Origin of the sequence: Orenia marismortui DSM 5156 (genome assembly GCF_000379025.1) — a bacterium.
GTDB classification, from domain to species: domain Bacteria; phylum Bacillota; class Halanaerobiia; order Halobacteroidales; family Halobacteroidaceae; genus Orenia; species Orenia marismortui.
In genome coordinates this window covers 93744-106385 of record NZ_KB900622.1, presented here as the reverse complement: position 1 = coordinate 106385, position 12642 = coordinate 93744, and the positions used below count along the sequence as shown (strand labels likewise).

15 protein-coding genes are annotated in these 12642 nt (G+C 29.0%); 11 read left to right on the top strand and 4 right to left on the bottom strand.

The window, feature by feature from the left end; all coding sequences use genetic code 11:
• The first annotated feature begins 60 nt into the window (after positions 1 to 60).
• The 9 genes from OREMA_RS0112690 to OREMA_RS0112650 all read left to right on the top strand — a co-directional run bounded on the left by OREMA_RS0112690 (position 61) and on the right by OREMA_RS0112650 (position 9144).
• On the top strand, positions 61 to 1083 hold the full coding sequence (locus tag OREMA_RS0112690) for a LacI family DNA-binding transcriptional regulator (RefSeq protein WP_018249640.1): 1023 nt from the start codon (positions 61 to 63) through the stop codon (positions 1081 to 1083).
• Positions 1084 to 1098: 15 nt separating this feature from the next.
• Positions 1099 to 1734: a nitroreductase family protein gene (locus tag OREMA_RS0112685; RefSeq protein ID WP_018249639.1), complete on the top strand. Its 636-nt coding sequence runs from the start codon at positions 1099 to 1101 to the stop codon at positions 1732 to 1734.
• A 460-nt stretch (positions 1735 to 2194) separates the two neighbouring features.
• Positions 2195 to 2848 carry a hypothetical protein gene (locus tag OREMA_RS0112680; protein ID WP_018249638.1) on the top strand — a complete coding sequence of 218 codons (654 nt, stop codon included), beginning with the start codon at positions 2195 to 2197 and terminating at the stop codon, positions 2846 to 2848.
• Between the two features lie 258 nt (positions 2849 to 3106).
• Positions 3107 to 4693, top strand: coding sequence for an ABC transporter substrate-binding protein (locus OREMA_RS0112675; RefSeq protein ID WP_018249637.1), 1587 nt, complete (start codon positions 3107 to 3109; stop codon positions 4691 to 4693).
• A gap of 58 nt (positions 4694 to 4751) precedes the next feature.
• Positions 4752 to 5690 carry an ABC transporter permease gene (locus OREMA_RS0112670; protein WP_018249636.1) on the top strand — a complete coding sequence of 313 codons (939 nt, stop codon included), beginning with the start codon at positions 4752 to 4754 and terminating at the stop codon, positions 5688 to 5690.
• Between the two features lie 14 nt (positions 5691 to 5704).
• The gene (locus OREMA_RS0112665; protein ID WP_018249635.1) at positions 5705 to 6715 is read left to right on the top strand and encodes an ABC transporter permease; all 1011 of its coding nucleotides are present in this window, start codon (positions 5705 to 5707) and stop codon (positions 6713 to 6715) included.
• 53 nt (positions 6716 to 6768) lie between these two features.
• Positions 6769 to 7491 (top strand): gamma-glutamyl-gamma-aminobutyrate hydrolase family protein, encoded by a 723-nt coding sequence (locus OREMA_RS0112660; protein WP_018249634.1) that lies wholly within the window; start codon positions 6769 to 6771, stop codon positions 7489 to 7491.
• A 352-nt stretch (positions 7492 to 7843) separates the two neighbouring features.
• Positions 7844 to 8344 carry a hypothetical protein gene (locus tag OREMA_RS0112655; protein ID WP_018249633.1) on the top strand — a complete coding sequence of 167 codons (501 nt, stop codon included), beginning with the start codon at positions 7844 to 7846 and terminating at the stop codon, positions 8342 to 8344.
• Between the two features lie 293 nt (positions 8345 to 8637).
• A complete protein-coding gene (locus OREMA_RS0112650; protein WP_018249632.1) occupies positions 8638 to 9144 on the top strand; it encodes a glycoside hydrolase family 108 protein in 507 nt (168 codons plus the stop codon).
• 159 nt (positions 9145 to 9303) lie between these two features.
• On the opposite strand, the gene OREMA_RS0112645 is transcribed toward OREMA_RS0112650, so the two are convergent.
• Entirely contained in the window at positions 9304 to 9510 is a 207-nt protein-coding gene (locus OREMA_RS0112645) for a DUF378 domain-containing protein (RefSeq protein WP_018249631.1), read from the bottom strand.
• Positions 9511 to 9629: 119 nt separating this feature from the next.
• Complete coding sequence (locus OREMA_RS19240) at positions 9630 to 9782, bottom strand: hypothetical protein (protein WP_018249630.1); 153 nt, start codon at positions 9780 to 9782, stop codon at positions 9630 to 9632.
• A 290-nt stretch (positions 9783 to 10072) separates the two neighbouring features.
• Between OREMA_RS19240 and OREMA_RS17800 the strand changes: the two genes are divergently transcribed.
• Entirely contained in the window at positions 10073 to 10306 is a 234-nt protein-coding gene (locus tag OREMA_RS17800; RefSeq protein WP_018249629.1) for a GreA/GreB family elongation factor, read from the top strand.
• Positions 10307 to 10754: 448 nt separating this feature from the next.
• Positions 10755 to 11417, top strand: coding sequence for a transglycosylase SLT domain-containing protein (locus OREMA_RS0112630; RefSeq protein WP_018249628.1), 663 nt, complete (start codon positions 10755 to 10757; stop codon positions 11415 to 11417).
• Between the two features lie 40 nt (positions 11418 to 11457).
• Here the strand turns inward: OREMA_RS0112630 and OREMA_RS0112625 are convergent, their stop codons facing one another.
• Positions 11458 to 11907 (bottom strand): QueT transporter family protein, encoded by a 450-nt coding sequence (locus tag OREMA_RS0112625; protein WP_018249627.1) that lies wholly within the window; start codon positions 11905 to 11907, stop codon positions 11458 to 11460.
• 107 nt (positions 11908 to 12014) lie between these two features.
• Positions 12015 to 12404 (bottom strand): lactoylglutathione lyase, encoded by a 390-nt coding sequence (gene gloA / locus OREMA_RS0112620; protein WP_018249626.1) that lies wholly within the window; start codon positions 12402 to 12404, stop codon positions 12015 to 12017.
• Positions 12405 to 12642: the final 238 nt, after the last annotated feature.

Genomic DNA, 12642 nt, shown 5'->3' with positions numbered 1-12642 from the left:
GACAAAGTTGTAACTCTATAATAGAATTATCAGGAAAAGTTTTTTATGAGGTGAATATAAATGGGGGTTAAGATAAAAGATATTGCTAAAAGGTTGGAGGTATCTCCTGGAACAATTTCTAAAGCATTAAATGATAAGAAGGGAGTAAGTGAAGAATTAAAAAAGAAGATAAAAAAGCTTGCAAATGAGATGGGATATAGACCTAATTTAATAGCCCAAAGGCTATCAAGTAAGAAAAGTAATACTATAGGTGTTTTTATATTGAGCCGTGATAAGATTAAATTAAGGGATAGTTTTGCTATAGAGATATTGGATGGAATTACTGAGAAGGCTAATAAACTTGGGTACGATATATTATTATTTACTACTACTGGTAATAATCTCAATGAAGAGCAGTACATAGAATTGTGTAAAGCAAGACGAGTAGAAGGTGCTATATTTATTGGCTTATGTTCTGATGATCCTCAATTAGAAGATATAAGAGCCTCAGATATTCCAATTGCTATTATTGATTTAGAGCTTGATGCTAAAAATGTTGGATATATTAGTTCAGATAATGAACTTGGAATTATTAGTGCCCTAGAATATTTGATTAATTTAGGGCATCGAAAAATTGGTTTTATTGGATCTTCTAAAACTGCCGAAGTATCTCAAATAAGATATAAAGCATATCAATCATATTTAAAAGCGAGAAATTTATATAAAGTAGATTATGTCTGGGAAGGAGATTTTACTAGAGAAAGTGGAGAGAAGGTAGCAGAGGAAGTTTTAAGATTGAAAGATATACCAACTGCTATAATCTCAGCTAGTGATTCTATGGCATTAGGTGCTCTTAAGATCTTTAAGGATAAGGGGATTAGAATTCCTGAAGATATATCCTTAATTGGCTTTGATAATATCTCTGCAACAGAATATTCTAATCCAAGGTTAACAACTATAAATCAAGATGGAATTGCTTTAGGTAAAGAAGCTCTAAATTTTATTTTAAATAAATCACAAGGTCATTCAGTTCCAAAAAGAAGGTTATTGAAACCAGAATTAATTATTAGAGATTCTGTAAAAGATATTAGAAATAATTTTTAAAAAGGTGGGATTATGATGAGTCAATTAGATTTTATTTATAAAAGGCATAGTGTTAGGAGTTTTAAAGAAGAGGAAGTACCCTTAAATGATATTAAAGAGATTATCAAAGCAGCAACTTATGCACCTTCGGGTAAAAACTCGCAAAACTGGCATTTTGTAGTGGTTAAAAATAAGGCTAAGATAGAGAAAATGGCTAAGGCTATTGAAATAAAAAATGAAGAATTAGCCTCACAAATTGAAGATCAAGACATAATTGATAATTTCAAAAGATATTTAAAATATGCAACTGTATTCAAAAATGCTCCGGTAACAATTTTAATATATACTAAAGCTTATCCTGTTACTGGATTAAATGTATTAAGAGAATTAGGTGCTTCTACTAAAGAAATACATAAATTATTAAGACCAGCACCTGGTATCCAAAATATAGGTGCAGCGATTGAAAATTTGATGTTAGCTGCTGCTAATATGGGATATGGAACTTGTTGGATGACTAGTCCTAATTATGCGGCTCAGGAGATATCAGAGGTGATTGAGTTTAATAAAGAAGATTATTTCTTAGCCGCAATTACTCCTTTAGGAATTCCAGCAGGTGAAGTGAAAAGTCCACCTAGAAAAGATGTAGATGAAGTTATGACAATAGTTGAATAAGCTTTAATTTTAAATTAACTACTGAGTCTCCCAAAAGGGAGGCTTTTTTATTATCCTTAAAGTTATCTCAGATATTATTTTTAGGCTAATGACCAGGACTAAATTTGAACATGAATTAATAGTAATAGGAGAGAGGTTGATTTATTTACTGCTAACTTATCACTAGTTTTGGTTGGCCTTGGTACTAAGTTTCAAGGGGAGATAATTATTATCTCCTATTTTATAGGCAATGTTAATCGTGGTACTACCGAATCGACTTGGCATAACCACGATCTTCTATATAAATACGCAATGTTGATCGTGGTACTACCGAATCGACTTGGCATAAAAATCCTTTTGAAACTAAGAAGTCACTTTATCTATCTTAAAAGATACTTTTATAAATATTTCATCTTATTTATTGGGATAATACTCATAGAAGATAGAATTAGGTTAATATAATCTGAAAGGGGTATTTAGGATGAAAAAAAGATTTATTTTCTTTATTGTTCTAATTTTATTACTATCTTTAGCTGTTGGATGTCCAGATAAAAGTACTAATCCAAAAGCTGGTGATGAAAAAGGAGAAGTAGGTGAATATAGCTTACAAAATGAAGAAGAGAGTGATAAAGAAAGTAAGAAAAATCAAGAGAATATTTTAAAAGATAAAGAGGGAAGAGAAGGGGAGTATAGCTTACAAGCAGATAAGAATATGAATAATAAAGAAGGAGTAGCTTCTATGGAGAAAGGAGAGATTATAAGCCAAGATAAGAACTATAAGATTAATCGAGGTCAAAGTGCTAACTTTAAATTTGATGATGAGATAGCAGTTAAATATGCTGTAATTGCTTTAGAAGAGTTTGATCAGGTTAGTAATTCTGATAGAATGGAAAATTTTGATCTTACTAGACCAACTGTTCACTCAGTACTTGCTAATAATAAAGATGATCAGAATCGTAAAGTAGTCTTAGTTGTTTTCCCTCATAAAACTAAAAATAATCATTTAGCAATGGTGTATTTACTCCTTGATCAGGATGGTTATTTCAAACTAAAAGAAAGAGGATATACAACTGCTAAAAGTGAAGAGTTAATAAAAAGAGTTGATCAAGAGGATTTTTGGGTTAGTGATATATAAATCGAAAATTTAGATATCTTGCTATCAAATTTGGTAGCAAGATTTTTTATTTGTTAATATAAATTATGATTCAGATGAATAATAATTTATTTAAGAAGTATTGAATAAAGTTACTAATTAAATTATTTAAGTTATAATCTGAAAAATAGAAAGACTTAGAAGGTTTGACTTTGAAAATCAGATAGATTATAATAATATAAAATTTGTATTTATTTTCATCAATAGGTTAATATCTTCAAAATTAAAAGGAGGAGAGAAATGAAAAGAATATTATATTTATTATTAATTTTTAGTTTAGCTATTTTTATTTTAGCAGGATGTAGTTCAGAATCTACATCATTAAATTCTACACAGAATAGGAACATAGAGAAGAATAAAAAAGTATTAACTATAGGAATTTCTAAAGAACCAGCAAATCTCAATCCTGTTTTAGCTTCAGGAGTCTATGCTGAAGCATTATTAGGTAATATTTTTGACACACTTGTTTCCTTTAAAGAAGACTCATCTATTCCAAATCCAGCCTTAGCAAAGAGTTGGGATATTTCAGATGATGCTAAGACTTATATCTTTTATTTGAGGGAAGATGTGGAGTTTCATAATGGTGAAAAATTAACTGCAAAAGATGTAAAATTTACTTTTGAATCGATCTTAGAACCTGATAATGCATCACCAAGCAAACAGTTTTTTGAGCCAATAGATAAAATTCAAATTGTAGATAAATATACCATCAAAATAAAGCTTAAAAATCCTTATGCACCATTTTTGATGGCATTAGGAAATCCTACTGCCGCTATTATTCCAAAAAAAGTAGTAGAAAAGATAGGGATGGATGAATTTGATAGACATCCAATTGGAACTGGGCCTTATAAATTTAAGGAATGGATTCCAGATGATTATATTAAGTTAGTCAAGAATAACAATTATTTTATTGCTGAACCGAATTTAGATGAAGTTGTTTTCAGGCCTATTCCTAAACCCGAGGTTATGGCAGCTGAGATTCAGGCTGGAGGAATTGATATTGCAAGTAATTTATTGCCACAAGCTATTGAAAATTTGAAAAAAGATGATAATTTAGTGGTTAAAACTATTCCAGGCCTATCTTTTAAATATGTTGGTTTTTCATATCAAATTTCACCTTTTTCAGATCTTAGATTTAGAAAAGCAGTATATCATGCAGTTCCTTTTGATCAAGTTGTAGAAGGTATATTTGGTGATATAGGTGAAAGGGCTTATTCCTGGATTCCACCATCAGTATTCCCTGATGATACTAAATATATGAAGAAAAATGCATTGAAATATGATCCTACTAAGGCTAAAGAACTATTTGATCAATTGAAAGCGGAAGGTATTATTAAAGATGGAGAAGAAATTTCAATCTATACTCCTCAAGATCCTTATCGCAAGAAAGTTGCAACTGCTATTGCTACAAGTTTAATGAAATATGGTATTAAAGCTAAAGTAGAAGCTCTTGAATGGGGTACTCTTCTTCCACTTTTAAAAGGCGGGAAGGCTGGGTTATATGTACTTGGGTGGTTCTCAGTTCCTGATCCAGATCGTTGGAGCTATAGGTTATTCTATACCGGCTCACCAAATAATTTCTCTAGATATAGTGATTCAGAGGTTGATAAGGCATTAGATAGAGGGAGAAGTCTTGTTGATCGTGAAGATAGAGCTACAGAATACAAGAAGGTTATGAGAAAGGTATTAACAGAAGATTACATTCATATTCCTCTTGCTTTTACTAATGTTACAGTTGTTATGAATAAAAATGTAAAAGGATTCGGTCCTTCACCTCAAGAATATTTCCATTTAGTAACTGAAGAGAGAAATGTATCTTTAAAATAATATTTTAAGGAGGTAGTTTTTACTACCTCCTTACTCTTTAATTAGGGAGGAGATTAATATGTTTGCATATTTGATAAGAAGACTTTTGTGGTTAATACCTTTATTATTATTTCTCTCTATTTTTATATTTTTTATTATGAAGCTAGCTCCTGGAGATCCTGCACTTATTTTAGCAGGAGAACAAGCTTCTGATGAGACTATTCAGCAGATTAAGGTAAAGTATGCATTGGACAAGCCTTTTTATATACAGTATTTTAGAATGATGAAATCTTTTTTTAAAGGAGAGTTAACATCAATTTATTATAAGCAAAGCGTACTTTCATTAGTAATTAAAAGATTGCCAGCAACCTTAGAATTAGGTTTTACAGCGCTATTTATTGCAGTGGTAGTAGCTATTCCTGTTGGGATAATTTCAGCTGTGAAAAGGAAGTCATTTTTTGATTATTTTTCGATGTCTGCTGCTTTATTTGGAGTTTCAATTCCAGTTTTTTATACTGGGATTGTTTTAATATATATTTTCGCTGTAAAACTTAAGGTTTTGCCTGCTTCCGGATATGGAGGACATTTATGGACTTTGAAAGGTCTTAAGCATGTAATTATGCCTGCCTTAACATTATCTTTTGTATTAATGGGATCTACAACTAGGCTAACTCGTTCTGCTATGCTTGATGTGATAGCAGAAGATTATATTAGAACAGCAAGAGCTAAAGGGGTAGAAGAAACTAGAGTAATATTAGTTCATGCTTTAAAGAATGCATTAATTCCTATAGTGACTAATGTAGGAAACCAAGCAGCAAGAATCTTTGCTGGAGCAGTTTTAACAGAAACTGTATTTGCTTGGCCTGGAGTTGGTAGGTTAGCAGTAAAGGCAATTTTTAGAAGAGATGAACCAATGGTATTTGCTTGTGTATTATTTTTAGCTACTATATATGTAATAGTAAATTTAATTATAGATCTTAGCTATGTTCTTATTAATCCTCAAATCAAGTATGATTAGGAGGTGATTAAATATTGTTTAAAAAATTATTTTCTTTATTATTATTTAATTTGTTTATGTTAGTTAATAATTTATCTGATATACAAAAGAATCAGGATACATTAATTTCTTATCTTTTTTTAATACTTCTAACTATTATGGTAGCAATACTTATATCAAGGCAATTGAATAAAAGTCCCTCTTCAAGTAAAAGTAGATCATTAATTGTAAGGAAGTTAGTAGGAAATAAGAATGCTATGATAGGGTTAGTAATTATAATTTTTTTGTTATATATATCTATTTTAGCACCATTTATTATTCCAGATGATCCATTAAAAATGAATTGGGGTTCATTAACTCAAGGGCCATCAATGGATCATTACTTAGGCACAGATGAATTTGGAAGGGATATTTTATCAAGAACAATTTATGGTACTAGAATAGCAATGGGGATAGGTATTTTCGCTGTTTTAATAAATTCTTTGATAGGTACTACTTTAGGATTAATTGCTGGATATTATGGAGGTAAAGTTGATAATTTGATTATGAGATTTATTGAAATGTTCAATTCTATTCCCTTTATTTTGCTAGCCATAGCACTTATGTCTGTTTTGGGTACTGGATTATTTAATTTAATCATTGTGGTGAGTATTACTGGAATGATGCAATTTGCTCGAATAATTAGGGGATCAGTGCTACAAGAAAAAGGAAAAGAATATATTTTAGCGGCAGAAGCAATGGGAAATTCAGATTTTAGAATTTTAATTAAGCATATATTACCAAATTGTCTCTCGCCTGTAATTGTTTTATCAACTCTTAGAATTGGTGAAATGATACTCACAATTGCAGGATTATCCTTTTTAGGCCTTGGTATTCAACCACCTACACCTAGTTTGGGTTCTATGCTATCATCAGGGCAACAGTATATTTCAGAGAATATAATGATGTCGATAGCTCCAGGAACTATGATATTATTAATAGTATTTGCTTTTAATTTGTTAGGTGATGGGTTAAGGGATGCTTTTGATTCAAAATTAAATAATTAAAACATGTATCATAATTATTATTCCGAAATATAAGTTAACAAAGGAGGAGAATTATGGATAAACCAGTAATTGGAATTACTACCTTTTGTGCTAAGGAACCTAGAAAAGTATATACTAAGGTAAGTTATAATTATATTAATTCTGTCTCTTTAGCAGGAGGTATTCCTGTATTGATACCTTTGTTGAATAAAACAGAAGATATAGAGAAATATATTGAATTAATAGATGGTTTGTTATTAAGTGGCGGTGAGGATGTATGTCCTCGTGAGTATGGAGAAAATCCAATTAAAGAGGTAACTATGATTAATCCCGACCGCGATGAATGGGAGTTAAAGCTTTATAAAAAGGCTTACGAAAGCAATATGCCTATATTAGGTATTTGTAGAGGCTTACAGCTAATAAATATTGCAGAGGGTGGAAGTCTTTATCAGGATATATACCAACAGGTTAATGATGTTTTAGGACATCTATCTTCAGATACTGAAATTTATCATTTATACCATTCTATTGAGATCGAGGAGAAGAGCAAATTATTTGATATTTTTTCTTCAAATCGTATTGATGTCAATTCTTATCATCATCAGGCAGTTAAGGATTTAGCTCCAGGTTTCAAAGTGACTGCTAGATCAGAAGAAGGTATTATAGAAGCTATAGAAGATAAGAAAAAGAACTTTGTTATTGGTATACAATGGCATCCTGAGGATCTAACTATGCAACACTCTGAATTTATTAAATTATTCAAGGCTTTAGTTGATAAGGCACGTATTTTATATTGATTATTTAAGATTATAAATTTAGTTATTTATTATGATAATATTAATATCCAAGCTTATTTTTGCTAACTATTTAATTACTGTTGATTTTATAATTCAATATACTAAATTTTCAAGGCACCCTAAAGGGTGCTTTTAATTTGATAACTGATAAAAATAATTTCTTTAAGTGGTTTTATTTACCTAAGATTTTTGATTTCAGATAAGATATAATAGAAAACAGTTGAAATTAGTAAAATGGCTTTTGATTTTTAGATTGAAATTTATTATTTAATGGTTCAACTATGTCATAATACTTATATGTCATAATACTTAGTAATGTTGATTTTATTATAATTTGTACAAAAAAGAGAGGATGATTAAAATTAAGAAGATATCTATACTAGGATTAATAGCAATATTTACTGTAACTTTTTCTGGGGTTAGCTTTGCTTTGAATAGTCCTGTTGTTGTGCAGGATCATGGAGTGATTACTGGAATGATAATTAGTGATAATGGACTTAGATTAACAGGGGAATATGGTTTAACTTCTCAATTAGCGCTCATAGGGACTGCAGGTGATCCAATTAATAGAATTGGAGTTAAGTATGAGATTGATCCTAACTTTGCTATAGTAGGAGGAGTTACTGAAGATAGTCCCTTTATTGGAATTAATGGTTCTCGTAAGTTACACAAAGACATAGTAGGGCTTTATGAATTTGATCTTTCAATGAGAAGAGATGATCTATCATTATTATATGAACTAGGTATTAAATTGAATTTAGATAATAATGTTGATTTAAGAGCAGGAGTAATAGATTTTGTTGAACATAGCCATTTTCCTAGTCTAGAGGTTGGAATAGGGTATAAATTTTAAAATAATTAAAACTTAATCTAAGAAACCCCCACTAAAAATTAGTGGGGGTTTTTGAATTTGTCTCTTATTTAGCAAATTTTTATTTTGTCAAAAATAGATTATACTTATACAACTATAGAGATAAATTTAAATATCTCTTCATATATTGATAAAACAAAAGTTCAGTAACCTGTAAATAACTTAACTAGTGACCTGTTACTGTTGCTTTATATTCAGTAAATTTTACTTAAACTGGGACATCTATAATTTTTTATTTGCATAAATATACATATAGTAGAAGAAGGAGGTGAATTATGAACAAAGTCTTTGAAAAAGCATTTCAAAAAATTTTAAGATTTGAAGGTCGATATTCTAATGAAAAATATGACCATGGAGGTAAGACTAAGTATGGAATTTCGGAAGAGGTGGCTAAAAGATTAGGATATGATGGGGATATAGAAGATTTAACTATAGTTGATGCTAAGAAAATTTATTATAATCATTATTGGAAGAATCTCAATTATCATAAGATAGAAGATATAGATATTGCAATTGAATCTTTTGATCAAGCAGTTAATATGGGGCCTAGAACTGCTACTAAGCATTTACAAGAGGCATATAACTTATTGAGTGATAATGAAATTGAAGTTGATGGAATTGTTGGAGCAGTTACATTAGATGCCATTAATAACTGTCCCCATCCTTTCGAGCTACTGCAACTACTTAATATTATTCAGGGAATAAAGTATATTGAAATAGTTAAAAAGGATAAAAAACAGAAAAAATTCATTAAAGGATGGTTAAAAAGAACACTATTATAGGTTATAAAAATTTATTTAGCTTATATTTTTATAGAAGTGGATAAGTTATATAATCAGATAAAGTTATTATTTAGTAATAATAGGGCTGTTTAAAATTAAACAATTATCAAATTAAAAGAGCTTTTAAAAGCTCTTTTAATTTGATAATTGAAGTGGAAGTCATTCAACTTCAGTGGTATCTTTAAATAGTAGACTGATTGAATATAATCCTGCTAAACCAACTAAAGAATAAATAATTCTACTCATAAGGTTTAAATCTCCAAATCTAGTCATAGAGATTGCAGCAACCAAATCAAATCCAAACAGTCCAATAAGCCCCCAATTTAATGCCCCAATAATAACCAATAATAATGCAATTTTATCCATCAAATTTCAGCTCCTCATATTATTTGTTCTAATTTTATTATTACAAAATTTAATAGCATCTATTCAATTTAATTATATAATTAAATAAAATAAGGAGTCCTTAAAGGACTCCTTTGACTCTAACTTTTAATGGTGGAATTTGCTCCAATCTTTACTATATCATTTGATTGGTGTCGACTTTGGGCTAAGTCTATACTTCCTAAAACTATATGGGCTAAACCAAATCCAGCAATTCCCCATCCTAATACAGGATTTATTGATCTTAGTTTCATTCCCACTCCTGTAACTACAGTACCTAATGCTGCAGGAATAGTACCCTCTTTAACTTGTGTTTTAATAACAAATCCCTCCTTGATTAGAGCTTATTATTTATTATTAGTAAAACTTTTGTTAATAATACATCTTATTTTTATTTGAATTTTAGATTTAGTATTTTGTTAAATAAATAATTTTTTATAAAATAGGTATAATAATACTAAAAATATCTTTAATTTCAAAAACCAGATGGCTATTTGATATATATGTTGTTTTTGTTAAGTTATTAGAAAGGAGGGTAAACTTAGTGGTTGATAAAGTAGAGTTAGGTTGTAAAGTTAAATTAAAAGATTTAATTATTGAGTTAGAGCATGATTATAGAATTGTAGATGAGAATATGCAAGATATAAAAAATCAGAATTTTTCTTATAAATCTCCTTTTGGACAAGCAGTCTTAGGAGCAAGAAAAGGAGAGATAGTAGAAGTTAAATCTGAAGCTGGTATTATAAAATATAAGGTGCTAGACATATTTGAAAGATAACTTAATTTTCAACTCATTAGCTATCAAAGGATAAAAATAATTTTGTCAGTAGTGAATAGATTATCATATAAATGCATATATTTCTATTAGCTGTTTTTTAAATTTTTTAAATATGTTTTACAGTAGTATTATGTGTTTTTTATGAAAATATATTTATTCAAGTTTATTTTCTTTTAAAAATGATTTATTGTAGGTAAAATAGTTGATTTATTAAAGTTGTATTTTACATATTATGTAAAATTACATTGATATTCTGTCTATATTAGTGATTTAATAAAATTAACTATTCAAACAATATAATTTTCTATATAAATTTCTATTTAAATAAATATTTTAATTTATTACTTGAAAAAAGTAGTAAAAAGTATTAATCTAAGATTATGACACAAGATTGTTTAACAAATAATGTTAATATATAAATATTTTTAAAGTAATAGGAGGTAATTATTTGAAAGTAAAAGGTTTAGTTATAGTGCAGGCAATATTAATTATAATATTATTGTCTAGTAGTTCTAGTGTTCATGCTTATGATCATCAAACATTGGAAAATTATATATCATATAGGATTAAGTATATTCACAATATAGCTTATAATAGTAATCTTACTCTAAGTAAGGTAAGAGTTCGGGAATATGCAAATACAATTGTAATGTGGTCTAATTATTATTCTAGAGAATTAGGGGTGATGATTGATCCATTACTACTAACTGCTATCTTAGAGACTGAAACTAATTTTGTTTCTCGATCTGATTATGATAGAGGAGCTAGTATAGGTATTTCTAGTATGAGAATAGATACTGCTAAATGGATTGCAAAGAGGTTAAATATTAGATATAGCAAGTGGAGAATGTTAGATGCAACAGATTTGGGGATTCGATTTACTGCATATTATTTAGGTCTTGCTTATCAACAATATAATAACGATATTAATAAGATTATTGTTTCTTATAATCAGGGATTTAATAGTGCTAATAGTAAGGACATAGATCAGTTATATAATAATTATTTATTTAAAGTTTTAGGTAGATATAATTATTATAGAAAGAGAATTAATTCCTATGGTAGTTCTGCTACCAAATATTTTGCTTATAAACTTGCTCAGTTAGAATAATTAAACAAAAAGCCTGGAGAATATTCTCCAGGCTTTTTGTTTAATTAAATTTAGTTTTTAGATATTTTATTAAGGGTAAACCAAATATTAAAATAGCAATAGCTTCACCTAAAGCAATTGTTCCAACTGTATACCAATAAGGCCATCCAGCAAGTTTGTGCACATAAATGCTAACTAAGAATCCATTGGCTAAGATAGGACTTAAATAAGCAATTATACTATTACGGTATTTATAAGTAATAAATGCAGCCAATAGTGTTACTAAGCTACCTCCAATAATATCAACTGCTCCCATCCCACCAGCATAGTTGGCAATAAAGCAGCCGATAAATAAGCCCCAAATTGATTCTGGAAATATAATAGGTAGTAATGTTAATCCTTCAGCAACTCTAACCTGAATAGGACCAAAGCTGAAAGGAGCTAAAAGATAAGTTATTACAACATAGATTGCTGCAATGATTCCGGCTCTAGTTAATTTTTTAGTATTCATTAGATCATCTCCTTATTACTTCAAAATATTATATCTTTGTATTATTTATAAAATAATTAGACAAATAAAATAGCCCCACAAAGGAGGCCATAAAATTAATTTATTAATTACTTTTGGATTATTTCAGTACGATATCCATCAGGATCAGTTAAGAAGTAGTAACCACCACTAGCTTCTTCACTAAGACTCTTAATATCTCCTACGTTATAACCTGCTTCTTTATGTCTTTGATAAGATGCTTTTAAATCATCTACTAAAACAGCAAAATGACTATAACCATCTCCTACAGTATATGCTTCCTTACGATCATAGTTATATGTAAGTTCAAGTTCAAAATCTCCCTCAGGGCTTTTCATATAAACAAGAGAAAACTCATACTCTGGAAAATCTCTTCTGCGAGATATTTCTAAATTCAAAGCATCTTCATAAAATTTAATTGATTTATCTAAATCTAAAACTCTAACACAAGCATGAACAAATTTATACTTCTGTGTCATAATAAGACCTCCTTTAATATAAAGATTTAATTACATTGTATAATTGGAATATTTAATTGTCAACCCTTTATTATTTTTTGAAGAGTTGTTATAATATAATCAATAAACATAATTAATACTAATAAAACTATATTTAACTTTGATTTCAAAAAATATTGTAGTAGCCACTAGCTTAGTAGTTTATATAGTTAAGCAGGTAAATATATTATTTAATCTAGGAGCATTGTATAATTAAATG

Bases quoted from the DNA above. Each gene is read 5' to 3' on its own strand.
- OREMA_RS0112690 (WP_018249640.1), top strand. From the start codon at position 61: ATGGGGGTTAAGATAAAAGATATTGCTAAAAGGTTGGAGGTATCTCCT.
- OREMA_RS0112685 (WP_018249639.1), top strand. From the start codon at position 1,099: ATGAGTCAATTAGATTTTATTTATAAAAGGCATAGTGTTAGGAGTTTT.
- OREMA_RS0112680 (WP_018249638.1), top strand. From the start codon at position 2,195: ATGAAAAAAAGATTTATTTTCTTTATTGTTCTAATTTTATTACTATCT.
- OREMA_RS0112675 (WP_018249637.1), top strand. From the start codon at position 3,107: ATGAAAAGAATATTATATTTATTATTAATTTTTAGTTTAGCTATTTTT.
- OREMA_RS0112670 (WP_018249636.1), top strand. From the start codon at position 4,752: ATGTTTGCATATTTGATAAGAAGACTTTTGTGGTTAATACCTTTATTA.
- OREMA_RS0112660 (WP_018249634.1), top strand. From the start codon at position 6,769: ATGGATAAACCAGTAATTGGAATTACTACCTTTTGTGCTAAGGAACCT.
- OREMA_RS0112655 (WP_018249633.1), top strand. From the start codon at position 7,844: ATGATTAAAATTAAGAAGATATCTATACTAGGATTAATAGCAATATTT.
- OREMA_RS0112650 (WP_018249632.1), top strand. From the start codon at position 8,638: ATGAACAAAGTCTTTGAAAAAGCATTTCAAAAAATTTTAAGATTTGAA.
- OREMA_RS0112645 (WP_018249631.1), bottom strand. From the start codon at position 9,510: ATGGATAAAATTGCATTATTATTGGTTATTATTGGGGCATTAAATTGG.
- OREMA_RS19240 (WP_018249630.1), bottom strand. From the start codon at position 9,782: ATGAAACTAAGATCAATAAATCCTGTATTAGGATGGGGAATTGCTGGA.
- OREMA_RS0112625 (WP_018249627.1), bottom strand. From the start codon at position 11,907: ATGAATACTAAAAAATTAACTAGAGCCGGAATCATTGCAGCAATCTAT.
- gloA (WP_018249626.1), bottom strand. From the start codon at position 12,404: ATGACACAGAAGTATAAATTTGTTCATGCTTGTGTTAGAGTTTTAGAT.